We start from the raw sequence: 24,709 nt of genomic DNA, 5'->3' as shown, positions 1-24,709 counted from the left end.
ATTGCTCATCGTGATGGTTGGCACCTCCTTGGCAGAGCCTGCCTGTAACGCCAAGGGCGTTTCGCAGGGGCTGGATGGTTGCTTGTTCCCATACCTCCCCGTAAAGCACATGCTATGATGGTTTTTGCGAATGGGCCTCAGCAAGGCGCCTCTGAACGGGGGGTGGTGATTTTGTTGGGCCGATTCGGTTCCGGCGGCGTGGAGCGTGTCAGTTGCCTGCTTGCCAACGGATTTTCCAAGCACGGCTGGAATAGTCAGATATGGGTTGCTGATAATTCCGGGCCGACCCAATCGTTGGTGCACGAGGGAGTGGAAATCAGGGCATTGCTGCCTGGCAGCAATGGCGGTCGGAAATTGCGGTTACTGCTGTCGATTCCATGGCTTGCCTGGCAAATTCGGCGTTCGCGTCCTGCAGTCTTGCTGTCGCCCGGCAACCATACTCATTTGGCGGCGGGACTGGCGCATGCATTGGCGGGACGAAAGGATGTTCGACTTGTCGTCAAGCAGACCAATCCGGTTCTTAAGGACTGGCATCAGGGCGCACGCCGCAAATTGAAGCACCACTTCTATCGCTGGCTCTATCGACGCGCCGATCAGATTTTGGTTCTCTCGCGCGATAGCATTGCGGACGTACATGCTCAGGCAGGGCGCTATGTCGAGACGAAATTCGTTCACAATCCCTACATCCAGACAATCAGGACCGCCGCTGCGCCGGCAAAGGATGGGCCGCCGACCATCTTGGCTGTGGGCCGCTTTTCGCGTCAGAAGAATTTCGGACTATTGCTGGATGCGCTCGCGAAACTGCTTAATCAGGAGTGGCGCCTGATCCTTCTTGGCGAAGGTCCTGAAGGAGCTATGCTGCGCGAGAAGGTGAATGCCCTGGGTATAGCGGATCGCGTTGAATTTGCGGGCTATGTAGTCGACCCTATCCCTTATTATGACCGTGCACATTGTTTGGTACTGTCCTCTCTATGGGAGGATTTGCCCGCTGTAGCGCTTGAGGCGATGGGCGTCGGCTGTCCTGTGGTCGCGACCGATTGTTCTCCAGCGCTGAGCGATATCATACTTGCCACCGGATTCGGGGCGATCGTTCCCATTGATGTGGGGGCGCTAAGCCAGGCGATCGTCCAAATGCTCGAATTTCCCGCAAATCGAACGGTCCCTTTGGAGATTGCAGCATATAGCGTGGAGAATGGCGTCGATGAGCATGTGCAGGCGCTCGCGCCGCTTGTTAAATCCTGAGCTACTGCAATAAGAGGCAAAAGGGGCTTTCCCCACGGCCTCTGTTTGGCTATCGCGCGCCTAACAGAAGGGAATGCGATAAATGGCCGAATTTGCTCTGCCCAAAAACAGCAAGATCAGCGCTAAGGGCGTTGCCCACAAAGCGCCGGACGGCGCGACCAACGTCAAGAGCTTCAAAGTCTATCGCTACGATCCGGATTCGGGCGAGAACCCGCATTATGACACGTTTGAGATCGATCTCGACAACTGTGGCCCGATGGTTCTGGACGCGCTGCTCAAGATCAAGAACGAATATGATTCGTCGCTGACCTTCCGCCGTTCGTGCCGCGAAGGCATTTGCGGTTCCTGTTCGATGAACATGAACGGCAGGAACGGCCTGGCCTGCACCACCGCTATCGATGAATGCGCGGGCAAGGAAGTGCGGATCACGCCGCTGCCGCACATGGATGTCATCAAGGATCTCGTCCCTGACTTCACCCATTTCTATGCCCAGTACAACTCGATCAAGCCGTGGCTGCAAACCGTCAGCCCCGCGCCCAGCGGCAAGGAACGGCTCCAGTCGCCCGCCGACCGCGAGAAGCTGGACGGCCTTTACGAGTGCATCCTGTGCGCCTGCTGCTCGACCAGCTGCCCCAGCTACTGGTGGAACAGCGACAAGTTCCTTGGCCCGGCGATCCTGCTTCAGGCCTATCGCTGGCTGGCGGACAGCCGCGACGAATATACTGGCGAGCGTCTGGACGAACTGGAAGATCCCTTCCGCCTTTATCGCTGCCATACCATTATGAACTGCGCGAACGTCTGCCCCAAAGGTCTCAGTCCGGCCAAGGCGATTGCCGAAACCAAGAAAATGATGGTCGAACGGCAGCTTTGATCGGGTGACGGACGAACGGGAAATCGCCTTCGATTATCTGCCCGATCCGAACAATGCGGGGTGGATGATCTGGGGGCCGCGGCAGAACGGGCGTTTCAACACGCTCTACAATCCAGTCCGCGTGCGTGAGGAGGAGCCGGGGCGCGTTGCCCGTGTCCGTGTGCTGCCGGATGAGATACTGACGAGCGTCACCGGCAAAATGCATGGCGGTGCGACGGCGGGCTTCATCGACATTGCCATCTTCGCCGGCGCGCGCGGATGCGGCATCAACGAATCTGGCTTTGCCGTCACGATCGACCTGTCGATCCAGTTCCTCGCGCCGGGCGAGGCGGGGCGCAACATGGACGCCGTGGTCGAACTGGTGCGCGAAACCGGCCGCATGGCCTTTTTGCGCGGCACGGTGGAGCAGGATTTCGGCGTTATCGCAACCTTCATGGCCACGATCCGAAAGGTCGGCCAGAACCGGTGACCGAGGTAATCGCCCGGTACGACGCCCTGATCGCCGCGGGCGAATTGCGGCCGGATTCCGATCAGCGCGCTGCGGCCGAACGGTTGACCCGGTTGCAGGCCGAATTGGAAGCGACGCCGCCGCGCGGGTCGACGCTCTGGAAATTGTTGCGTAAGCCGCCGGAACCGCCGCGCGGTCTCTATATGTGGGGTGGGGTCGGGCGCGGCAAGTCGATGCTGATGGACCTGTTCTTCGATGCCGCGCATGTGCAGCGCAAGAAGCGCGCCCATTTCCACGAATTCATGCTGGATGTCCATGCGCGGCTCGCCGAAGCGCGCAAGTCCGAAACGGGTGATCCGATCCCGCCGGTCGTCGATTCGCTGGCGGAGGAAGCGCGGCTGCTTTGTTTCGATGAGATGGTCGTGAACAATATGGCTGACGCCGCGATCATGTCGCGGCTGTTTACCGGATTGCTCGACAGGCGCGTCACGATCGTCACCACATCCAACCGCGCGCCGGACGATCTCTACAAGAATGGCCTTAACCGTCAGCTTTTCCTGCCCTTCATCGATCTGATCAAGGAACGGCTGGACGTCATGACGCTGAACGGGCCGACCGACTATCGGCTCGACCGTCTGGGCGATGCGACATTGTGGCATTCCCCCAATGGGCCGGAGGCGACGGCGGCGCTCAGCCAAGCGTTTTTCCGCTTGACCGATTATCCGCCGGAGGATCGGGACCATGTGCCGTCCGAAGATATTCCGGTGCAGGGCGGTCGCACGCTCCATGTGCCCAAAAGCCTGAAAGGGGTCGCGGTTTTCTCCTTCAAGCGACTCTGTGCAGAGGCGCGCGGCGCGCCCGATTATCTGGCCATCGCTCGCAAATATCACACGGTCATCATCGTCGGCATCCCCGTTCTCGGCCCGGAAAATCGCAACGAAGCCGCGCGCTTTGTGACGCTGATCGACTCGCTTTACGAATATAAGGCGAAGCTGCTTGCCTCGGCAGACGCTGAACCTGCGTGCCTCTATCCTGAAGGGGATGGCGCCTTTGAGTTCGAGCGAACCGTCTCCCGCCTTATGGAAATGCAGTCGGATGATTATCTGGCGCTGGGCCACGGTTCCAAATAACCGAAGCTGCGTTGCGTGGCTTTTTTGCCTGTTGTCATGAAAATAGCCCGGATGCCTCCCAAAATGGAGAGGCATCCGGCAGGCAGCCTTTGTGGGAAGGGATCAGGCACCAGGGTAGGAGCGCGTGAGCGACAAAGGCGGGCGGACCTATAATGCAATTGCGAATGAATTGCAAAGATAAATTACGCGGCCATCTTTTGGCAGGTTGAAACCTTTGTCATATCGGCCTAAGCGGGCGAGCAATTCCAATATTTCGAGCTTGGAGGATGATTGCATATGGCCCGTAAGAAGATCGCGCTCATCGGCGCTGGCAATATCGGCGGCACGCTCGCGCATCTGGCGGCCCTCAAAGGGCTGGGCGACATCGTCCTGTTCGACGTGGTCGAAGGCGTGCCGCAGGGCAAGGCGCTGGATCTGTCGCAATGCGGTCCCGTCGAAGGCTTCGATGCTAAGATCACCGGCACCAACGATTATGCCGACATCAAGGACGCCGACGTCATCATCGTCACCGCCGGCGTCGCTCGCAAGCCGGGCATGAGCCGCGACGACCTGCTGGGCATCAACCTCAAGGTCATGAAGGCTGTGGGCGAGGGCATCAAAAACAACGCGCCGAACGCCTTCGTCATCTGCATCACCAACCCGCTCGACGCGATGGTCTGGGCGCTGCGCGAATTTTCCGGCCTGCCGCATAACAAGGTTGTCGGCATGGCGGGCGTCCTCGACTCCGCGCGCTTCAGCCACTTCCTGGCCGAAGAGTTCCAGGTGTCGGTGAAGGAAGTGAACAGCTTCGTCCTGGGCGGCCATGGCGACACCATGGTCCCGGTCGTCGAATATTCGACCGTCGCGGGCATTCCGATCCCCGACCTCATCAAGATGGGTCGCTCCACCAAGGAGCGTATCGACGCCATCGTCCAGCGCACCCGTTCGGGCGGCGGCGAAATTGTCGGCCTGCTCAAGACCGGCTCCGCCTTCTATGCACCCGCGACCAGCGGCATCGCGATGGCCGAAGCCTATCTGTTCGACCAGAAGCGCCTGTTGCCCTGCGCGGCGAACCTGACCGGCCAATATGGCGTCGACAATCTCTATGTCGGCGTGCCCGTCATCATCGGCAAGGATGGTGTCGAGCAGGTCATCGAGATCGATCTGGACGCGGAGGCCAAGGCCAACCTTCAGGTGTCGGTCGACGCCGTCAAGGAACTGCTGGAAGCCTGCAAGGGTATTGACTCCTCGCTGGCCTGATAGCCCAACAACTGCACCGGTTCGTTTCAGGCAAGTCGGCATCCTGAAGCGGGCCGCCAACCCCAAATGCCACGCCATTGAGACGATGAAGGGGCTTTCATGTCCATTCTGGTGAACAAGAACACCAAGGTCATTACCCAGGGTATGACCGGTGCCACCGGCACCTTCCACACCGAACAGGCGCTGGCCTATGGTACGCAGATGGTTGCGGGCGTTACGCCGGGCAAGGGCGGCACGACCCATATCGGCCTGCCCATGTTTGACACCGTCGCCGAAGCGAAGGCCAGGACCGGCGCGGACGCATCGGTCATCTACGTGCCGCCGCCATTCGCGGCCGATTCGATCCTGGAGGCGATCGACGCGGAAATCCCGCTGATCGTCTGCATCACCGAGGGTATTCCCGTGCTGGACATGGTGCGCGTGAAGCGCGCTTTGTCGGGCAGCAAGTCGCGCCTGATCGGGCCGAACTGCCCCGGCGTGCTGACCCCCAATGAATGCAAGATCGGTATCATGCCGGGCAGCATCTTTAAGCAGGGCAGCGTTGGCGTCGTCTCGCGCTCCGGCACGCTGACCTATGAGGCGGTGTTCCAGACCTCGAACGCGGGCCTTGGCCAGACGACTGCTGTCGGCATTGGTGGCGATCCGGTCAATGGCACCAACTTCATCGACGTGCTGGAGCTGTTCCTAGCCGACGACGCGACCGAATCGATTATCATGATCGGCGAAATCGGCGGAGACGCGGAGGAGCAGGCTGCCCAGTTCCTGATCGACGAAGCGAAGAAGGGTCGCAAGAAGCCGATGGCCGGCTTCATCGCGGGCCGCACGGCGCCTCCGGGCCGCCGCATGGGCCATGCCGGCGCGATCGTGTCGGGCGGCAAGGGCGATGCGGAAAGCAAGATTGCGGCGATGGAAGCCGCTGGCATCAAGGTTGCTGCCAGCCCCTCCGAACTCGGCACGACTCTGCTGGACGTGCTGAAGGGCTGACCGGAAGACAGGCGGCCGGGCTGCACCCCGGCTGCCTTTCCCGTTCCGCGATGCGCGCGGTCAGGATGGGACGAAGACGATGGGTTACGAGAATCAGGATTTCGAGGTAGAGCGCGGGCCGAGCTGGGCACGCACCAACTGGCCGCCGATCGATACCGACGATCTGACCGGGGCGCTGGACCCCACGCAGATGCAGGTGGCGATCAAAGCCGCCGCGAAGTCCGTGGGCAAGGTAGCGGGCGAGGCCGAAGTCGCTGAGGCGGCGGAAGATGCGATCCGCGCCCAGATGCTGATCCGCACCTATCGCGTGCGCGGGCATCTGGCGGCCAATCTCGATCCCCTGGGGCTTTCCCAGCGTCAGATTCCAGCGGATTTGACGCCGGAATATCATGGGCTGAACGATCTCAAGAAGAAGATATTCCTCGGTGGCACGCTGGGCCTCGACTATGCCACGGTCGAGGAGATCGTGGCCATCCTGCGGCAGAATTACTGCGGCAATGTCGGCCTGGAATATATGCACATCGCCGATGTGGAGGAACGCGTGTTCCTTCAGGAACGCATGGAGGGCAAGGACAAGGAAATCCACTTCACCCCGGAGGGTAAGCGAGCGATTCTGTCCAAGGTCATCCAGGCCGAGCAATATGAGAAATTCCTGGGCCGCAAATATGTCGGCACCAAGCGTTTCGGCCTGGACGGCGGCGAATCCATGATTCCGGCGCTGGAAGCCATCATCAAATATGGCGGCGCTTCCAGCGTGCGCGAGATCGTGTTCGGCATGGCGCATCGCGGCCGCCTGAACGTGCTGGCCAATGTGATGGCCAAGGGCTTTCGCGTCATTTTTCACGAATTTTCGGGTGGCACCGCGAACCCCGAGGATGTCGGCGGTTCGGGGGATGTGAAATATCACCTCGGCACGTCCACCGACCGTGAGTTCGACGGCATCAAGGTGCATATGAGCCTGGTGCCCAACCCATCACACCTGGAAACGGTCGATCCGATCGTGTTGGGCAAGGTGCGCGCGCAGCAGGTGTTCCGCGACGATCTGGAAAAGCATGAGCAGGTTCTGCCGGTGCTGATTCACGGAGATGCGGCTTTCGCAGGTCAGGGCATCGTCTGGGAATGTTTCGGCTTTTCAGGCATCCGCGGGTATAATACCGGCGGATGCATCCATTTCGTCGTGAACAATCAGGTCGGCTTCACCACCTCACCCCAGTTCGCGCGCTCCTCACCTTATCCGAGCGACGTTGCGAAGGGGGTTCAGGCGCCGATCCTGCACGTCAATGGCGACGATCCCGAAGCCGTCACCTTCGCGTGCAAGCTGGCCATCGAATATCGTCAGACCTTCCACCGCGATATCGTGATCGACATGTGGTGCTATCGCCGCTTCGGTCATAATGAAGGCGACGAGCCGAGCTTCACGCAGCCGCTGATGTACGCGAAGATCCGCCAGCATCCGCCAGTGAGCGACGTCTATTCGGCGCGCCTCAAGGCTGAAGGCGTTGTCGATGACGACTTCGTCAACAAGGCGACGGGCGATTTCGTCAATCATCTGGAAGAAGAGTTCGAGGCGGCCAAGAGCTACAAGCCCAACAAGGCCGACTGGTTCACCGGACGCTGGTCGGGCCTGCACAAACCCGCCGATGCCGAAACCACTCGGCAGAATGTGGAAAGCGCGATCAGCCAGAAGCTGTTCGACAGCCTTGGCAAGACGCTGACCACCATTCCCGCCGACGTCAACGTCCACAAGACGCTGCGCCGCGTGATCGATGCCAAGGCTGAAATGTTCAAGACTGGCGCGAATTTCGACTGGGCGACCGGCGAGGCACTGGCTTTCGGTTCGCTGCTGTCGGAAGGCTATGGCGTGCGTCTGTCGGGGCAGGATTCGGGCCGCGGCACTTTCAGCCAGCGTCACTCGGTCTGGGTCGATCAGGACACGGAAGACAAGTATATCCCGCTGTCGACCGTGCCCCACGGCCGCTTCGAGGTATTGGACAGCCCGCTTTCAGAATATGGCGTGCTGGGCTTCGAATATGGCTATGCGCTCGCGGACCCGAAGAGCCTGGTTATGTGGGAAGCGCAGTTCGGCGACTTCGCCAATGGCGCGCAGATCATCTTCGACCAGTATATCGCTTCGTCGGAAAGCAAGTGGTTGCGCGCGAACGGTCTCGTCTGCCTGTTGCCGCACGGCTATGAAGGTCAGGGGCCAGAGCATAGCTCGGCGCGGTTGGAGCGTTATCTCCAGCTTTGCGCGGAGGGGAATATTCAGGTCGCCAACTGCACCACCCCGGCGAACTATTTCCACATCCTGCGCCGCCAGATGCTGCGTCCTTTCCGCAAGCCTCTCATCCTGATGACGCCCAAGTCGCTGCTGCGGCACAAGTTGGCGGTGAGCAAGGCAGAGGATTTCCAGGGTGAAACGCATTTCATGCGTATCCTCTCGGACACTAATCCGGCGGCTGACAAGGACACCAAGCGTCTGGTGCTCTGTTCGGGCAAGGTCGCCTATGACCTGATCGAGGCGCGCGACGCGGCGGGGGACAAGAACACCCAGATCGTCCGCATCGAGCAACTCTATCCCTTCCCGACCGAAGCGCTTGCCACGCGCGTCAAGCGCATGCCGAACCTGGAGGAAGTGATCTGGTGTCAGGAAGAACCGCGCAACAATGGCGGCTGGTTCTTCGTCGAACCCTATATTGAGGAAGCGCTTGCCAATGCTGGCAGGGCGCCGATGCGCGCTCGCTATGCCGGTCGCAAGGCATCGGCATCGCCCGCCACAGGCCTTGCCAAGCGTCACGTCGCCGAACAGGGCGCGCTCGTCGCTGATGCGCTGGGCCACAGCGTTCGTGAAGAAATCCGCCGCCAGAAGAAAGGCTGAAGAAGCTCATGGCAACCGAAGTCAAAGTCCCGACCCTGGGCGAATCCGTTACCGAAGCCACTGTAGGCCAGTGGCTTAAGAAGCCCGGTGAAGCCGTGAAGGCGGATGAGCCGATCGTCAGCCTGGAAACCGACAAGGTCGCGGTCGACGTGCCCGCGCCGGTTGGCGGAACGCTGGGCGACATCATCGCCAAGGAAGGCGACACAGTTGAGGTTGGCGCGCTGCTCGCTACTATCAATGAGGGCGCGACGGCTGCCGCTGCACCTGCACCCTCTGCCCCGGAGCCTGCCGCCAAGGCGCAAGCCGCCGCTCCCGCATCGGTTGCTTCAGCGCCGGCGGATGAGGAAGGCGATGGCGGCAATCTGACGCTTTCGCCTGCCGTGCGCCGTCTGGTGCTGGAACATGGGCTTGACCCCAGCAAGATCAAGGGCACCGGCAAGGATGGTCGCCTGACCAAGGATGATGTTTTGGCCGCGGTCACGGCAGGAACCGCCAAGGCTGGGGCGTTCACGCCTGCCGCCTCCGCGCCTGCCACCGATGCGCCCGCAGCCGGTCCCAGCCGCAAACAAGAGCGGGTGAAGATGACCCGCCTGCGCCAGACGGTCGCCAAGCGCCTCAAGGAAGCGCAGAACAACGCCGCGTTGCTCACCACATTCAACGATGTCGACATGTCCGCCGTCATCGAGGCGCGCGGTAAGTATAAGGATCTATTCGAAAAGAAGCATGGCGTCCGTCTTGGCTTCATGGGCTTCTTCACCAAGGCGGTCTGCATGGCGCTCAAGGACGTGCCGGGCGTCAACGGGCAGATCGAAGGCGACGAGATCGTTTATAACGATTTCGCCGACATCTCGGTCGCCGTGTCCGCGCCCAATGGTCTCGTCGTGCCGGTCATCCGCAACGCCGAAAGCATGAGCGTGGCGCAGATCGAAAAGACCATCGGCGACTTCGGCAAGCGCGCCAAGGAAGGCGCGCTGACCATGGAAGATATGAAGGGCGGCACCTTCACCATCTCCAATGGCGGCGTGTTCGGTTCGCTGATGTCGACTCCGATCATCAACCCGCCACAGTCGGCGGTGCTGGGCCTCCACCGGATCGAGGACCGCCCCGTCGTTCGCAATGGTCAGGTCGTCGTGCGTCCGATGATGTATCTGGCGCTCAGCTACGACCATCGCTTGATCGATGGCCGTGAGGCGGTCACTTTCCTCGTTGCGGTGAAGAACGCGATCGAGGACCCGACCCGCCTGCTGATCGACCTGTAAGACATCACGCCAGAGGACCAAAGACGATGGCTGAATTCGATTATGACGTTCTGGTGATCGGCGCGGGGCCGGGCGGCTATGTCGCGGCGATTCGCGCGGCGCAGCTTGGGCTCAAGACCGCCTGCGCCGAAAGCCGGGAGACGCTGGGCGGCACCTGCCTCAATGTCGGCTGCATCCCGTCCAAGGCGTTGCTGCACGCTTCGGAATTGTATGAGGAAGCGGCCGGCGGCGCGCTTGCGAAGCTAGGCGTCAAGATCGATAAGATGAGCCTGGACCTGGATACCATGCAGGGCCAACGCAAGGATGCGGTCAAGGGCCTGACTGGCGGCATCGAATTCCTGTTCAAGAAGAACAAGGTCGATTGGCTCAAGGGCCTTGCCAGCTTCACCGGGGCGAACACGGTCGAGGTTGTGGGCAAGAAAGTGACGGCGAAGAATATCATCATCGCCACCGGATCATCGGTGACGCCGCTTCCGGGCGTCGAGGTCGACAACAAGAAGGGCCTGATCGTCGATTCCACCGGCGCGCTGGAACTGGAGAAGGTGCCCGATCACCTCGTCGTCATTGGCGGCGGCGTCATCGGCCTTGAACTGGGCAGCGTGTGGCGGCGTCTGGGCGCGAAGGTCACGGTGGTCGAATTTCTCGATCAGATACTGCCCGGCATGGACGGCGAAGTTCGCAAGGAAGCCAGCAAGATCTTCAAGAAGCAGGGTTTCGACTATAAGCTCGGCACCAAGGTCACCGGCGCCAAGGTCAAGGGCAAGAAGGTCGAACTGACCGTCGAACCAGCCGCTGGCGGCGAAGCGGAAACGATCGAGGCGGATTGCGTGCTGGTGTCGATCGGCCGTCGTCCGAACACAGAAGGACTGGGGCTCGACAAGATCGGGTTGGAGCTGAATGGCCGGAACCAGATCGAAACCGATCATGATTTCGCGACCAAGGTTCCTGGCGTCTGGGCCATTGGCGATGTGATCCCCGGCCCGATGTTAGCGCACAAGGCCGAGGACGAAGGCATCGCCGTCGCGGAGAATATCGCGGGCCTGACCGGCATTGTGAACCATGACGTGATCCCGTCGGTCGTCTACACCAGCCCGGAAATCGCGGGCGTGGGCCTGACCGAGGAAGCGGCCAAGGAACGCGGCGCGGTGAAGGTCGGCAAATTCCCCATGTTGGCGAATAGCCGGGCCAAGACCAATCATGAGCCGGACGGTTTCGTGAAGGTCATTGCCGACGCGGAAACCGACAAGGTGCTGGGTGTGTGGATCATCGCCAGCGTCGCGGGCACCATGATCGCGCAGGCCGCGCAGGCCATGGAGTTCGGCGCATCGAGCGAAGACATCGCCTATACCTGCCACGCGCATCCGACGCATAGCGAGGCGATCAAGGAAGCGGCGATGGCTGTGACGGGTAAGCCGATACATATGTGAGGCTTTGGTCTCGGAAGAATGAAAAAAGGCCGCTCCGTTGGGGGCGGCCTTTTCCATGTCCGAATGATGCTGAATTCCGGCTGCTCAGTTCGGCCATTGCTCCAGCATGGGCGCCAGTTCGTCGAAATGGTGGATCACCGCATCGGCCTCCAGATTTTCCACCGGGCCGTCGAGGAAACCGAAGCTGACGGCGATGGATGGGATGCCCGCATTGCGCGCGCCTGCAATGTCATTGATCGTGTCGCCCAGAAAGATGGCGCGCCCGCCACCCGCCCGCGCGATCATCTCGCGGATCGGGGCAGGATCAGGCTTGGCGACGCCCACCGTGTCGCCGCCGACGATGCTGGCGAAGCGATCGGACAGCCCAAGCTGATGCATCAGCGGGATGGTGAAGCGCTCCGCCTTATTGGTGCAGATGGCGAGCTTTACGTTCATCTCCGCCAGTCGATCCAGCGCCGCGATCAGGCCGGGATAGGGCACGGAATGGATCGCCAGATTCTGCTCATAATAATCGAGCAATATGGGCAGGCTTTCGCTTAGTTCGGCTTCCTCATAACCGCCCGACGCAGCCAAGGCGCGTTCCAGCATGACTTTCGCGCCCTTGCCTACGAACGGGCGGATCGCTTCCACTGGAAAGGGCACGCGGCCCAGCAGCCCGATGGCGTAGTTGACTGCGGCGGCCAGATCCCCACTGGTATCGATCAATGTGCCGTCCAGGTCGAAGCCGACGATGTCGAAAGCTATGCGTGTCATGACGCGCCCATGCCTTCGCAGCGGTGGCAAAGGCAAGCCAAACATGGCAGAGGGACGCCAGCCAACCGTCCGATAACAGGAGTCGCCTCACCGTGACCGCCAGCCGCCCCCTTGCCGTCATCATCCTTGCCGCGGGGCAGGGCACGCGCATGAAGTCATCGCTGCATAAGGTGCTGCATCCCGTGGCGGGCCGTCCGATGCTGCTGCACCTGCTGGCAAGCGTGGCGGAATTGCAGCCGGAACGGCAGGTCGTGGTTGTAGGCGCTGGACGCGATCAGGTGGAGAAAGCGGTCGAGGGCAAAGGCGTCGTCATCGCCGTGCAGGACCGGCAGCTTGGCACCGGCCACGCCGTCGCGCAGGCGCATGAGGCGCTCACGGGTTTCGCGGGCGATGTGCTGATCCTTTACGGCGATGTGCCGTTGGTGCGGGCCGAAACCATGCGCGCGATGCTGGACCGGCTGACGCGCGGGGATGAGCCGCGCGCGGTGGTGCTGGGTTTCCGGCCCGATGATACCGCCGCTTATGGCCGGATCATTGCCGATGGGCAGGGCATCATCGAAAAGATGGTCGAATATAAGGACGCCAGCGCGGACGAGCGCGCCGTGACCCTGTGCAACAGTGGGTTGATGGCGGTGCGGTCCACCGACCTGTTCGTGCTGCTTGACCGGATCGGCAATGACAATGCGGCCGGCGAATATTATCTGCCAGACATCGTCATGTTGCCCGGAGCGCAGAGCGCCGTGATCGAGACGGAGGCCTGGGAAGTCGCGGGCGTCAACAGCCGGATCGAACTCGCCGGAGTGGAGGTCATCTGGCAGGCGCGCCGCCGAACTGAGGCGATGCGCGAAGGCGTCACGATGATTGCGCCGGACACGGTGTTCTTCGCGCATGACACCGTGCTGGGCCGGGACGTGGTGGTGGAGCCTAATGTCGTCTTTGGCCCTGGCGTGCGGGTGGCGGACAATGTGGTCATCCACGCCTTTTCCCATCTGGAAGGCGCGCAGGTGGAAAGCGGCGCGGAGATCGGCCCCTATGCCCGTCTGCGTCCCGGCGCGAAGATCGGATCGAAGGCCAAGGTCGGCAATTTCGTCGAGATCAAGAAGGCGGAACTGGGCGAGGGCGCGAAGGCCAATCATCTGTCCTATATCGGCGATGCCAGCGTGGGGGCGGGCGCCAACATCGGGGCGGGCACCATCACCTGCAATTATGACGGCTTCTTCAAATATCGGACGGAAATCGGCGCGGGCGCGTTCATCGGCTCCAACAGCGCGCTGGTCGCGCCGGTGAAGATCGGGGAGGGTGCAATCGTGGGCGCGGGTAGCACGGTCACGCGCGACGTGGATGCCGACGCGCTCTGCCTCGTTCGCCCCGCGCAGGATGGCAAGCCCGGATGGGCCACTCGCTTCCGCAAGAAGATGCAGGAACGCAAGGCGGCCAAGGCGAAGGGGACGGCTTAGTTTGTGTTGTGAAGGGAGGCTGACCGCTATCGGCCAATTGCGGACTTCTCCACTCCGTTAGCCCTGAGTAGGGGTTGAGCCCTTCGACTGACTGCTTGCAGCAGTCGCTCAGGATAAACTTGGCCTCTTGGTCAAGTCGAAGACCCGTATCGAAGGGCTTCTCGCGCGGCGCTGTCCTTCGATACGCCACTTTGACAAGCTCAGGGGCTACTCAGGACGAAAGGATTTGTGTGTCCGCAGCCAGACAACGCGGTCCGCTGTCTTCCTATCGCGCCTTGCTCTTGCATCAGTCCTCTGCGGGAACCGCGACCTCTATCGCGCCGCCTGCGATCTTCGCCGTGGCGGGTGTTCGGGCCAGCACTTCTCCGTCGATGGAGATGCGTTGCGGCGGCTGTGTCGACAGGCGGAAGGATTGGCCGCGAAACTCTTCCGTATGGACGTTGCGGTCGCGAAGGCGGAAGAATTTCGCATACCAGTCCCACGCAAGGCGCATATGGCTGCGCCCGACAATCGCCTGAACCACGATTTCGCCGGTATCCACGGCAGCTTCGTCGGACAGTTCGACTCCGCCATGAAAAGGACCGTTCAGGATGCGGACCTCAGTCGACCACATGCGCCGTTCCCTGACGCCATCGTCGATCACGAGCCGGAACGCCCGGAAGCCGAAAGAGCATTTGACCGCCCAGAGGAGATAACCGACGCGGCCCAGATAACGCTTCAGCTTATGCGGCACAGTGTCCCCGATCATGGGGGATAGCCCCATGGAGGCCGCGTTGACGAAATAATCGCTGTCGATCATGCCCAGGTCGATCCGCCGCCGCCGCCCATGGGCGATGGCGTCGACTGCGCCTTTCAGCTCCAGCGGCAGGCCCAGCGTGCGCGCGAAGCTGTTCGCGGTGCCCAGCGGGAGGACGGCGAACACGCAATCCTTGCCGACCAGTTCATCCACCGTGCCCGACAGCGACCCGTCGCCGCCGCCCACGATCACCATCGGCGCGCCGGATGCCACCGCGGCGCGCACGGCTTGGGCTATATGATTCGGGTTCTTCACGGCATGGGCGGCGGTGAGACGGACGCCGCTTTGCTCCAGCCTTTCCTTTGCCTCCTTGAAATGCGCTTCGCCCCGGCGGGACTGGGCATTGACGATAAGCACGGCGTCGTGCGGGAGGGGTTTCGTTTCCATGCCATAAAAACTCGCCAGTCCCGGATCGGCTCCCGGCGCAACTCCTTGTCTTTCGGCTCGTTAAAGAAGAATGGCCCGTATCGCCCATCTTTCCGACCTGCATTTCGGCGCGCATGACGACACAATTGCGACGGCTGCCGAAGCCTGGCTGCTGGAAAGGCGGCCCGATCTGGTCGTTATCAGCGGTGACTTCACCCAAAGGGCGAAGATCGCGCAATTCCGGCAGGCGTCAAAATGGATTAACCGGCTGCGCGCCGCGGGTTTGCCGTTGCTCCTTATTCCGGGCAATCATGACGTTCCGCTCTATGATGCGGTGCGTCGGTTCCTGTGGCCCCTGCATCGCTACAAACGCTATATTTCGAATGATCTTTGTCCCTTCTATGAGGATGAAGCGGTGGCGATCCTCGGCCTTAACACGGCGCGGTCGCTGACCATCAAGGACGGGCGGCTCAATCATGAGCAGATGGCATTGCTGCGCGCTCGCTTTGCCTCTGTGCCGCCTGAAAAGACCCGTATTCTCGTCACGCATCATCCGCTGTTCGCCATGCCCATCGGCAAGGGCGGGGAATGGAGCGAGGCTGTCGGGCGCCATGAGCATGCCGTGCAGGCCGCGCGCGAGGCAGGCATTCATATCGCGCTCGCCGGGCATTTTCACCGCACTTACGCGCGGGCAGCGCAAAAAATGGTGGAGGACGCGGGCAGTGCCCTCATCATTCAGGCGGGAACGGCGACTTCCACCCGCCTTCGCAATGCGGAGCCGCAGAGCTTCAATTGGCTGCACGTCCATCGTCATGACCGGATCGAATTGCAAGTTGTGGTTTGGGACGGAGCGGCCTTTCGCCGGGCCAGCCATGTCGAATATGCCTGTCGGTTTGGCGGCTGGCAGTCATGGGATGTGGCCGATCCGCCTGTAGTGGGCGCCCAGACCGCGCGCGATGATGGGATTTGACGGGCAGTCAGCTCTTCCGTTTCAATGCTTCGGTGAGGGAAATCGTGGCGCTGCCCCGCCGGGCAGGCTTCGCCTGGCTGGCATCGGGCTTCCAGCCGCTGAGGTAGATCACGCCGATCTGTTCGGCAGTTCTGCCATCTGGATCGGCAGCCTCGGCGAAATGCGCCATCGCTGCCGCCAGCACATCTCGCCGCAAGGCCGGAGGGTGCGATCCTAGCGCATTGCCCGCGCCCATGCCCCGCAAGTCATGCATCAACCGGAGCATATCGCCATAGCGCACGGTCAGCATGTCGCCATCCGCCACCGGCATGGCGAATCCGGCTCTTCCCAGAAGGTCGCCCGCTGACCGGACATCGACCTGTGGATGAATATGCTGGCCGGGCCGATCACCTTCCCCGGTCATCAGCGCTGCGCGCAGCCGGGGAAGGGTGCCCGCGCCCGCAAAGGCGGCCAGCAAAAGTCCATCCGGCCGTAATATGCGGCGCATAAGAATCAGCGCGCCAGGAAGATCGTTGACGCTATCGAGCGTTCCGCAGGCAAGGATCAGGTCGAAACTGTCGTCGGCAAAGGGGAGAGCGTCCTCATCCCCCTGCACACCGCCGCCGGCTTGCCGCGCCGCCAGGAAGCCGGGATCGATGCAGGCAACCCGTTTGCCCATCCTTTCCAGCGCTGCTTTCGCGCTGTCATCTGGACAGCCCACGACCAGCGCTTCGGGCAAATCGCGCCGCACGTCGGCCAGTCGGTCCAGCAATTCCTCCAGCATTGCACCATAGAGGAAATCATGGTCCGCAAAACCGCCCATCATCCGGTCACGCCGCAAGGCGCGCAGGCGCCGGTCGAAGATGTCGGGATTGGTCATGGTGGGTCTTGTGCATCGGACGCGGAGCGGGAACAAGGTAGATCATGTCGCTTCTCCCGCATCTCAAGATCATGACTGCTTCGGCACTGGACTATGCGTTGCCGCCGCGCTGTCCCGGATGCGGTGTGGTCGTGGAGCGCGATCAGTCCTTCTGCCTCGCCTGCTGGAGCGGCATGCATTTTCTGGGCGATCCCTGCTGCGCGCGCTGCGGCGTGCCTTTCGAGCATGAGATAGGGGAGGGTGGAGAATGCGCCTCCTGTCTGTCTGAGCCGCCGCCCTTCGACAGCGCGCGGGCGGTGCTGGCTTATGGCGATGTGGCGCGAGCGGTGGCGCTGCGGCTCAAATATGGGCGGCGGATCGGCCTTGCCCGGCTGATCGCGGGACATATGGCGCGACACGTCCGGACCGAGGAGCAGCCGCTGATCGTGCCGGTTCCGCTGCACCGCTGGCGGCTGTGGTGGCGGGGTTTCAATCAGGCGGCCCTGATCGCCGATCATCTGGGCAGGGCGACGGGACTGACCGTCGAAAAACATGCGCTGCTACGCGCAAAGCGAACCCAGCCCCTGCGTGGCATGAATCCCCGCCATCGCGCCAAGGCGGTGCGCGGCGCTTTCGCGCTGGCTCCGGGCCATGACCTATCGGGGCGAACGGTCCTGCTGATCGACGATGTGCATACGAGCGGGGCGACGGCAGCGGCCTGTGCGCGGGCGCTGAGGCGCGGGGGTGTGGCGGCCGTGCATTTGCTGTGCTGGGCGCGGGTGTTGCCGGACGCGGAACCGTTCGATTGACAAAGGCGCCCTGGAGTCCCCATCTCCTCCAGCCAAGGAGTATCGAGAACCAATGGCGAAAGTTGAAATCTACACCAAGGCATTTTGCGGTTATTGCGCGCGCGCCAAGGCTTTGCTGGAAGGCAAGGGCGTGGCGTTCGAGGAATATGACATCACCATGGGCGGCCCGAAGCGGCAGGAGATGCTGGAGCGCTCCAACGGCGGCATGACCGTGCCGCAGATATTCATCGATGGCAGGCATATCGGGGGCAGCGACGACATGGCCGCGCTCAACCGGCAGGGCAAGCTTGACCCGTTGCTGGGCCTGTAATCGCCATGCGCGCCGCGCTCTTCCAGATGACCAGCGGGATTGATCCCACCGCCAACGCCGCCGCGATCACCGATATGGCCGCGCGCGCGAAGGGCGAGGGCGCAGACATGGTCTTCACGCCGGAAATGGCGGGCTATCTTGACCGGAACAGGCAGCGGGCGGCCGAAACCTTGCGGACCCAAGCGGATGATCCGGTTCTGGCTGCCATTCGCGACGCGGCGGCGAAGTGGGGACTTTGGGTGCATGTTGGCTCGCTCGCCTTCAAGGGTGAACGGGAGGACGGGCGCTGGGCCAATCGCAGCTTCGTGATCGACGACCGGGGCGAAATCCGGGCGCGCTATGACAAGATCCATCTGTTTGATGTGGATTTGGCGACTGGGGAAAGCTGGCGGGAATCCTCCGTCTACGGACCTGGCGAGCAGGTTGTGGCCGTGGATACGCCATGGGCGCGCATGGGCCTTTCCATCTGCTATGACATGCGCTTTCCCGATCTCTATCGGGCGCTGACCAATGCAGGGGCGACCATCTTGCTGATGCCTGCCGCCTTCACCGTGCCGACCGGACAGGCCCACTGGCATATATTGCTACGCGCCCGCGCGATCGAGGCAGGATGCTTCGTCATCGCGCCCGCCCAGACCGGACGCCACACCGATGGCCGCGAAACCTATGGGCACAGTCTGATCGTGGACCCGTGGGGCGAAGTCCTGCTGGACATGGGTGAAAAGGCCGGTCTCGCTCTTGCCGACATCGACATGGCTCGCATAGAGGAGGTGCGCGGGCGGGTGCCCGCCATCGCCAATCGCCGTGAGATATCCAGGGACGTAGTAATCGCGTGATCGTGTTCGACCTTAAATGCGAAGGCCAGGGCCATATATTCGAGGCCTGGTTCGGCTCCAGCACGGACTATGAGGACCAGAAGGCGCGAGGACTGCTTGCCTGTCCCATGTGTGGCGACGCGCGCGTTACCAAGGCGTTGATGGCGCCAGCCGTTGCATCCAAGGGAAACCGCCGCCCGGCCGCACCGGCTACCACAGCCGAAGGGCCGTCCATTCCCATGGGAAATGCCGATGAAGGTCGGATGCGCGTGCTGATGCAGGCGATGGCAGACGCGCAGGCCAAGGCGCTCGAAGGATCGACCTGGGTCGGACGCACCTTCGCCGAGCAGGCGCGCGCCATGCATTATGGTGAACGGGACCACGCAAATATTCATGGCGAAGTTGCGCCCGAGGAAGCCCGCGCCCTGATTTCCGAAGGCGTGGAAGTCGCACCCCTGCCATTTCCGATAGTTCCTCCCAAAGCGCAGAATTGATCGCCGCTATGTTTGAGGCAGGACTAATGGTCTTATAGGACAAGAGCACGGGTGCTCGCCGGTGTGTGGCGCAGAATGTGCCGCAGTTTCCGTATCTCCCTGACCTTGTTGACGAGCAGGATCGGCGCAGGTATCGCCGGAGCGCGAAAACTTCAGGTTTTCGCTCGGTGCATCCGTAGCTCAGCAGGATAGAGCATCAGATTCCTAATCTGAGGGCCGTGGGTTCGAATCCCGCCGGGTGCACCATTCTCGAACAAAAGAGAGAACTGCAGGCGTGGTTTTGGCCACGCCCCCTGCAGCACTTCGGGCCAACTCGGCTTTCGAGCCGTTTATACGGATTTGCCGGTCGTCGACGCGGACCCCGTTGAGCAGCAGTTGCGCGTATGCTTGGCGTAGATCGGGCGAACCATGATACAGCTTGTCGCGGAGAAGCACTGCCAGTTTCTCGATCTTGGCAGGGGTGATCATCGGCTCGGCCATCGCGAGGCGGCGGGTAAGATAGACAATCTGCTCGGCAAGTTCGTCTCGTCGGAAAACGCAGGTTGACCCACCGCTCGCGCATCGAAGCGTCCTCGGCGTCCATCAGGCCCTTCTCGACCAGTTCCAGCAACCGAGCGATACCTGCCTCAGCTTCCTTGTGATCCTGATGCATCTGGCGCAGGCAGCCGATGCCATTCAAGCTCTTCGTCGGTGAGTTTGACCTGGGGCGTGTCCAGCAAATTCGGAAAGTCCTTCATCGACGCTTCTGCCAAAATCGTGGACTGTACGAACACGAGCGTCTTGAGATCGCTGGACGCTGCCGCAGCGGCGATCTCAAGACGCTCGTGTGGTTGCTTAGATACCAGGCGCCGCCCTTCGACGGCCGGTCGAAAGATGGTGCGCTTCGTCGAGAAGAGGTTGCAGCGTGTAGTCGCTTCGATCCTTTGCTGGCCTAGGTTTGCAAGAGGCTGAAAAACCCGAAGGGTTGGGCAACCAATTCGCATTTCACCGCAGCGCCAATCCAGCCATGCTTTCAGGCTCTTGCATGCCTCGGGCGTGGAACAATCGTGGAGAGACACTGCTTGCTAGAGACAGTCATGCCGGTCGGTATCCGAGAATATCGACCGGCATCATCGATCAGAACTTCATCGTAAGTTCTGCGCCGAACGTCTGCGGTTCGCCAGGGATGACCGTGTTGAAACCGCCTGCCGCTCCTTCGACATAACCGGCCTGATAATATTTTTCCTTGAACAGGTTCTTGGCATAAACGCCCAGCGATACGTCGCTGCCCATGATTTCATTCCAGCTCAGCCGAGCCGCGACCGTCGTGTAACCCTTGATCCGGGTTCCGGGCGTGATCGAGAATTCGTTGTTCGAAAAATAGGAATAGGTCTGGGAATAGCTGTCCATCCGGAAATGCACGTCGCCCACATTCGATGGCACCGGTAGCGTCAGGTCGAAATAAAGCGATCCGGACCATTTCGGCGCATCGGGGTAGGAATCGAACGGCACGATGAAACCGGGCGTACCGGTCTGGACCGACAGATCGACGAGGTTCTTGGTATATTTCGCGTCGGTATAAGCGCCCGAAAAGCCCAGCTTGAGCCAATCCGTCGGCATGATGTCACCGTCTACCTCCACGCCTTTGACCGTGGCCTGGGGCACATTGACGGTGAAGGCTGATGGCGCGCCTGCGACCACCGCATAAAGCGAGTGCTGGGCCTTCTTCACAATCTGCTTATAGGCCGCGATATTGAAATGCGTGCGCCGACCCATGACGATGCCGTTGAACTTATAACCCAGTTCGAAATCGTGGGTATATTCGTTCCCGAAGAAATTGGTATCGTTATAGGGCACGACCGCGCCATTGAAGTTACCGGCACGGAAGCTGCCGCGCTGGGTGAAATAGATCTGGTTCTGTGGATTGAACTGCCATTGAAGGCTGGCATTCCAGCTGGGCGCTTTGAGCGTGCGCTTCTGGCGCGTGAAGCCGACTGCGAAGGCATGGTCATCATAAGCCGTCATGCCGACCGTTTCCCAAGTATAGCGCGCCCCAGCGGTGATTTTTAGCCCCTGGGTGACGGCATCGGACAGATCATAGGTTGCCTGTCCATAGACGGCGCGCGATCGGGTCGTGCCCCGGGTATGATAGAGGACTTCGCCCGCCGGCGTCGCCAGTTCGCCGCCGACGATGACGGGGATAGCCTCTTCCTTGGTGGCATAGTTATAAAAGCCGCCGACGATGAATTCGAGCTTTCCATCCGCAGTCGTGCCTTGCACCTGGGCTTCTTCCGAAATGCTCTTGTTCCGGAAAACTTCGCCACCTGGAGGGCCGCTGAATGCACCCGTTGAGTTATAGAGATCGAGCGAGGCAAAGGGTGAGCCGCTGAGGATGCCCGGCGTGCGGGCGAAGGTCTTTTGATAGCCGAAGATATTCTTGAAGGTCAGGCTGTCGCTCAGGTCGATCGTGGTCGTATTCGACAGGAAATAGCTGTGCGCTTTATGGGGAAGATCATAGCTGAGATAGGTCTGGTAGGGATGCGCTTTCTGCCAGGCGAGATAGCCGGCAACCCCGCCCGGGAACGTGCCCGGTCCCGGAGGACCGTCGCCCACGCCCGGGAACAGCCCAAGGCCGTATAAAGTATCCAGCGTCGTCGTCAGGTCATAGGTGATGCCCGTTTGCGTGGATGTATTGGTCGATCCGAAGGGATAGTAGGAATAGAGCTGACCGTTGGCTTCCGTGCCGCCGAACTTGCTGTAGGAAAATACGGTAGTGTTCTCAATTCCCTCTGTTGGGCGCAGCACGACGGTGAGGCGCCCGGATTTCGTATCGACATCGCCCATGGTATTGCCGGTCAGCATATTGCGGACATAACCGTCCTGTTTTTGCAGATCACCCGCGATGCGTATGAGAATCTTGTCGGGAACGAGGGGAATATCGATGGCGGCCTGCGCCTGGATCAGGTCGCGCTCGCCGACCCGGATTGTCGCATATCCTCCAAAATCCTCACCCGGCTTGGTCGATGCATACAGGACGGCGCCCCCGGTGGCATTGCGGCCGAAGAGCGTGCCTTGTGGTCCCTTGAGAACCTGAACCGATGAGAAGTCGTAGAAGGCGGAGGCCGAATTGCCGCCGGTAAACGGCACCTCGTTGAGATAAGTGAGAACGGCGGGACTGGCGCCTGAGAAGGGGTCCAGCGTCTGGCCGCGCATGGTGAAGCTGAGCTGGTTCTGGTTCTGACCGTTCTTGACCACGAGGCCCGGCACCAGTGATGCAAGATCCTGTTCCTTGGTCACGACGCGCGTTTGCAGCGTATCCGCGCTGAGCGCCGCGACAGACAGCGGAACCTTGGACAGCGACTCCTCGCGCCTTTGCGCGGTCACGACGATGTCCGCATTGTCGACGGCCTGAAGGGGGGCCGTGTTTGCCTGTTCTGTGCTCGGTGCGGTCTGCGCGAAAGCGCCCGCGGCGAGCAGGACTGGCATAGCGATCGCTGCGGTTGCAGATGACATCCGTAACGCAAGTCGGAACTTGGGGCCGAACATCGGCCTAGAGATCGCTTGCTCGCTAATGTTTGGAAAAAACTCGCCGTTCGACATTATCCACTCCTCACCTGTGTTGTGATTGATTCCCGGCAGAGGACCCTCGCGCCTCACCGGCCACTATGGGAAGGTCCGGAATGCGCGTGCTGATATCGGGATATGACATGCCTGCATGAATGCGCTTTTTCATTCATTCCCTCCTCAACGCCTCATGACATTGTTACGACCCTGTCAGAATCGCGCGCCCATTCCTTGGACGTCTCTATTTTTAAGCCTAACTATAATTAGGTTTCAGTGCAAGAGGAATTGCAAGCCAACCATCAATATGCCCTGGAGGTCGGCGATGCTGAGGGAGTGTCTTTTAAAAAGAAGATTATTTTATGGGTAAAATATTGATATAAAATGGTAAAAATTTTAGATCGAATTTCATTTCGTCGGATGCGTCATGCGCGTCATCGTCGGCTAACGACACAGATGAGCGCGTAATCCTACGGCAAGACATAAAATCATTGTTAGGCTACAATCATTTCACATGAGCCATTAGCGACCGTCCCAGCGCGGCGCACGTTTCTCATCCCATGCCTGGACGGCCTCGTTCCTGTCGCGTGTTTGCGCGTAGGATTCGATAAGCGGATATCTTCGCGTCAATGCCGTAGGCAGGCTGTGCTCCAGTCCATCGAGGGCGGCCTGCTTTCCCGCCTGGGATACCAATGGCGAACAGGCAAGAACCTTATTTTCCCACTCCGAAAGGGCATGGGATAAATCCGCGCGCGCAACACATTGATTGACCAGCCCATAACGCGCCGCGGCGATGGCATCGAGCGGTTCGCTGGCGATAATCATGGCCAGGGCGATATGATGGGGCAATTGCCGAATAGCACGGTGAACCACCCCGCAATGGTCGATTACGCCCACATGCGCCTCCGGCAGGCAAAAATGGGCATCATCGCTCGCGATCAGTATGTCCGCGCACAGGGCCAATTCGAAACCCAGTCCAAGGACATAACCATGCACCCCGCAGATCAGCGGCTTTCGAAGAGGTTTCAGGCGTCCGCCTATGCCTGTCATCCCTCCCCCGAAGGAGAGGCCATTGTGCCCGGTGGGCGGGTCAGACATGTCACCGCCCGCGCAAAATGCTTTTTCGCCAGCACCGGTCAGAATGGCGACCCGGATATCAGGGTCGCCATCGATCCGTTCCCAGGCATCGGCAAGAGCGAGATCCATCTCGTCATTGATGGCATTGAGTGACGACGGCCTGTTAAGCCTGACTTCGGCCGTATGGCCGCGGCGGCGATATTCGATCAATGCCATGGCGCCGGGAAGCCTCTGAAATCAATGGGCCAGCATGCCCGCGTCGACCAGATGCTCCGATCCGGTGATGTAGGATGATTCATCGGATGCAAGGAACAGGACCAGATTGGACACCTCGACAGGATCGGCGATACGTCCCAATGGGATCTGGGCGAGAGCCTCACCGCCGACTTCGTCGGTTGCCTCCACCATCATGGGGGTTTGGATGAAGCCGGGATGGACCGAATTGACCCGAATATTATATTTTCCATATTCCATGGCGGTGGCCTTGGTCATGCCGCGAACCGCGAATTTGCTGGCCACATAGGCAAGGCTGGGAAAGCCGTAATTCGCCGCCATGCCCGCAATGGAAGAGATGTTCACGATGGAGCCATTCGCAGCTTTGACCATCGTTGGAAGAACGGCCTTCATGCCGTAGAATACCGAATGTTGGTTGATCGCGCAGACCAGATCATAACCTTCTTCGGTTAGTTCGACGGTCGGCGCCATAGGCCCCAGGATGCCAGCGTTATTTATGAGGATGTCGATGGTTCCGAATGCATCCAGCGCTTTGGCGACCACATGATCCCAGGCATCGGGCTTGGTCACATCATGTTCCACAAATATCGCCGCTTCACCCAGTTCCCTGGCAAGCGCCTCGCCACCTTCGGCATTCAGATCGGTGAGAACCATCCTGGCCCCCTCGCGCGCGAAAATGCGGGCGTGAGAAGCCCCCATGCCGCGGGCGGCGCCCGTGATAATGGCGACCTTTCCATTGAGGCGTCCCATATGCTCTCCTTTCAAATCGGCTCTT

General features: G+C 60.8%; 23 protein-coding genes and 1 tRNA gene. 17 read left to right on the top strand and 7 right to left on the bottom strand.

Going from position 1 to position 24,709, the window contains the following annotated elements:
* The first annotated feature begins 114 nt into the window (after nucleotides 1–114).
* The 9 genes from LDB26_RS13735 to lpdA all read left to right on the top strand — a co-directional run bounded on the left by LDB26_RS13735 (nucleotide 115) and on the right by lpdA (nucleotide 11,475).
* Complete coding sequence (locus tag LDB26_RS13735; protein ID WP_257538808.1) at nucleotides 115–1,242, top strand: glycosyltransferase; 1,128 nt, start codon at nucleotides 115–117, stop codon at nucleotides 1,240–1,242.
* 82 nt (nucleotides 1,243–1,324) lie between these two features.
* Entirely contained in the window at nucleotides 1,325–2,113 is a 789-nt protein-coding gene (locus LDB26_RS13730) for a succinate dehydrogenase iron-sulfur subunit (protein WP_257538806.1), read from the top strand.
* A gap of 4 nt (nucleotides 2,114–2,117) precedes the next feature.
* Nucleotides 2,118–2,582, top strand: coding sequence for a PaaI family thioesterase (locus LDB26_RS13725; RefSeq protein ID WP_062067831.1), 465 nt, complete (start codon nucleotides 2,118–2,120; stop codon nucleotides 2,580–2,582).
* A complete protein-coding gene (gene zapE, locus LDB26_RS13720) occupies nucleotides 2,579–3,691 on the top strand; it encodes a cell division protein ZapE (protein WP_257538804.1) in 1,113 nt (370 codons plus the stop codon). Before LDB26_RS13725 ends, zapE begins: the two co-directional genes overlap by 4 nt.
* A gap of 276 nt (nucleotides 3,692–3,967) precedes the next feature.
* On the top strand, nucleotides 3,968–4,930 hold the full coding sequence (mdh, locus tag LDB26_RS13715; protein WP_021244329.1) for a malate dehydrogenase: 963 nt from the start codon (nucleotides 3,968–3,970) through the stop codon (nucleotides 4,928–4,930).
* A gap of 99 nt (nucleotides 4,931–5,029) precedes the next feature.
* Nucleotides 5,030–5,914, top strand: a complete 885-nt coding sequence (gene sucD, locus LDB26_RS13710; RefSeq protein ID WP_062067822.1) for a succinate--CoA ligase subunit alpha — start codon at nucleotides 5,030–5,032, stop codon at nucleotides 5,912–5,914.
* A 79-nt stretch (nucleotides 5,915–5,993) separates the two neighbouring features.
* Nucleotides 5,994–8,789, top strand: coding sequence for a 2-oxoglutarate dehydrogenase E1 component (locus LDB26_RS13705; protein ID WP_257538802.1), 2,796 nt, complete (start codon nucleotides 5,994–5,996; stop codon nucleotides 8,787–8,789).
* 8 nt (nucleotides 8,790–8,797) lie between these two features.
* Complete coding sequence (odhB, locus tag LDB26_RS13700) at nucleotides 8,798–10,048, top strand: 2-oxoglutarate dehydrogenase complex dihydrolipoyllysine-residue succinyltransferase (RefSeq protein ID WP_062067816.1); 1,251 nt, start codon at nucleotides 8,798–8,800, stop codon at nucleotides 10,046–10,048.
* A gap of 26 nt (nucleotides 10,049–10,074) precedes the next feature.
* A complete protein-coding gene (gene lpdA, locus LDB26_RS13695) occupies nucleotides 10,075–11,475 on the top strand; it encodes a dihydrolipoyl dehydrogenase (protein ID WP_257538800.1) in 1,401 nt (466 codons plus the stop codon).
* 84 nt (nucleotides 11,476–11,559) lie between these two features.
* On the opposite strand, the gene LDB26_RS13690 is transcribed toward lpdA, so the two are convergent.
* Entirely contained in the window at nucleotides 11,560–12,228 is a 669-nt protein-coding gene (locus LDB26_RS13690; RefSeq protein WP_257538798.1) for an HAD family hydrolase, read from the bottom strand.
* 149 nt (nucleotides 12,229–12,377) lie between these two features.
* Between LDB26_RS13690 and glmU the strand changes: the two genes are divergently transcribed.
* The gene (gene glmU, locus LDB26_RS13685; RefSeq protein WP_257542119.1) at nucleotides 12,378–13,685 is read left to right on the top strand and encodes a bifunctional UDP-N-acetylglucosamine diphosphorylase/glucosamine-1-phosphate N-acetyltransferase GlmU; all 1,308 of its coding nucleotides are present in this window, start codon (nucleotides 12,378–12,380) and stop codon (nucleotides 13,683–13,685) included.
* 286 nt (nucleotides 13,686–13,971) lie between these two features.
* On the opposite strand, the gene LDB26_RS13680 is transcribed toward glmU, so the two are convergent.
* Nucleotides 13,972–14,868, bottom strand: a complete 897-nt coding sequence (locus LDB26_RS13680) for a diacylglycerol kinase family protein (RefSeq protein WP_062067804.1) — start codon at nucleotides 14,866–14,868, stop codon at nucleotides 13,972–13,974.
* Between the two features lie 70 nt (nucleotides 14,869–14,938).
* Here LDB26_RS13680 and LDB26_RS13675 point away from each other — a divergent pair, with 70 nt between their 5' ends.
* Complete coding sequence (locus LDB26_RS13675) at nucleotides 14,939–15,817, top strand: metallophosphoesterase (protein WP_062067801.1); 879 nt, start codon at nucleotides 14,939–14,941, stop codon at nucleotides 15,815–15,817.
* 7 nt (nucleotides 15,818–15,824) lie between these two features.
* Here the strand turns inward: LDB26_RS13675 and LDB26_RS13670 are convergent, their stop codons facing one another.
* Nucleotides 15,825–16,676: a class I SAM-dependent methyltransferase gene (locus LDB26_RS13670; RefSeq protein WP_257538797.1), complete on the bottom strand. Its 852-nt coding sequence runs from the start codon at nucleotides 16,674–16,676 to the stop codon at nucleotides 15,825–15,827.
* Nucleotides 16,677–16,717: 41 nt separating this feature from the next.
* Here LDB26_RS13670 and LDB26_RS13665 point away from each other — a divergent pair, with 41 nt between their 5' ends.
* The 6 genes from LDB26_RS13665 (at nucleotide 16,718) to LDB26_RS13640 (ending at nucleotide 19,629) form a co-directional block, all read left to right on the top strand.
* On the top strand, nucleotides 16,718–17,464 hold the full coding sequence (locus tag LDB26_RS13665; protein ID WP_062067796.1) for a ComF family protein: 747 nt from the start codon (nucleotides 16,718–16,720) through the stop codon (nucleotides 17,462–17,464).
* A gap of 52 nt (nucleotides 17,465–17,516) precedes the next feature.
* On the top strand, nucleotides 17,517–17,774 hold the full coding sequence (grxC, locus tag LDB26_RS13660; RefSeq protein ID WP_062067793.1) for a glutaredoxin 3: 258 nt from the start codon (nucleotides 17,517–17,519) through the stop codon (nucleotides 17,772–17,774).
* Nucleotides 17,775–17,779: 5 nt separating this feature from the next.
* Nucleotides 17,780–18,610, top strand: coding sequence for a carbon-nitrogen hydrolase family protein (locus tag LDB26_RS13655; RefSeq protein WP_257538796.1), 831 nt, complete (start codon nucleotides 17,780–17,782; stop codon nucleotides 18,608–18,610).
* Nucleotides 18,607–19,083 carry a DUF1178 family protein gene (locus LDB26_RS13650; RefSeq protein WP_257538795.1) on the top strand — a complete coding sequence of 159 codons (477 nt, stop codon included), beginning with the start codon at nucleotides 18,607–18,609 and terminating at the stop codon, nucleotides 19,081–19,083. Before LDB26_RS13655 ends, LDB26_RS13650 begins: the two co-directional genes overlap by 4 nt.
* 169 nt (nucleotides 19,084–19,252) lie before the next feature.
* Nucleotides 19,253–19,329 (top strand) — tRNA-Arg (locus LDB26_RS13645).
* Nucleotides 19,330–19,491: 162 nt separating this feature from the next.
* The gene (locus LDB26_RS13640) at nucleotides 19,492–19,629 is read left to right on the top strand and encodes a hypothetical protein (protein ID WP_257538794.1); all 138 of its coding nucleotides are present in this window, start codon (nucleotides 19,492–19,494) and stop codon (nucleotides 19,627–19,629) included.
* Between the two features lie 80 nt (nucleotides 19,630–19,709).
* Here LDB26_RS13640 and LDB26_RS13635 read toward each other — a convergent pair whose 3' ends face one another.
* From LDB26_RS13635 to LDB26_RS13620, 4 genes are all read right to left on the bottom strand, one after another.
* A complete protein-coding gene (locus LDB26_RS13635; RefSeq protein WP_257538793.1) occupies nucleotides 19,710–20,141 on the bottom strand; it encodes a hypothetical protein in 432 nt (143 codons plus the stop codon).
* Nucleotides 20,142–20,199: 58 nt separating this feature from the next.
* Nucleotides 20,200–22,575 carry a TonB-dependent receptor gene (locus tag LDB26_RS13630; protein ID WP_257538792.1) on the bottom strand — a complete coding sequence of 792 codons (2,376 nt, stop codon included), beginning with the start codon at nucleotides 22,573–22,575 and terminating at the stop codon, nucleotides 20,200–20,202.
* Nucleotides 22,576–23,145: 570 nt separating this feature from the next.
* Nucleotides 23,146–23,916, bottom strand: a complete 771-nt coding sequence (locus tag LDB26_RS13625; protein ID WP_062067725.1) for an enoyl-CoA hydratase-related protein — start codon at nucleotides 23,914–23,916, stop codon at nucleotides 23,146–23,148.
* A 21-nt stretch (nucleotides 23,917–23,937) separates the two neighbouring features.
* Nucleotides 23,938–24,684, bottom strand: a complete 747-nt coding sequence (locus tag LDB26_RS13620; protein WP_062067722.1) for an SDR family NAD(P)-dependent oxidoreductase — start codon at nucleotides 24,682–24,684, stop codon at nucleotides 23,938–23,940.
* Nucleotides 24,685–24,709: the final 25 nt, after the last annotated feature.

Source organism: Sphingobium sp. CFD-1 (assembly GCF_024611115.1).
Classification (GTDB): Bacteria; Pseudomonadota; Alphaproteobacteria; order Sphingomonadales; family Sphingomonadaceae; genus Sphingobium; species Sphingobium baderi_A.
This window is presented reverse-complemented; position numbering and strand designations above follow the sequence as displayed.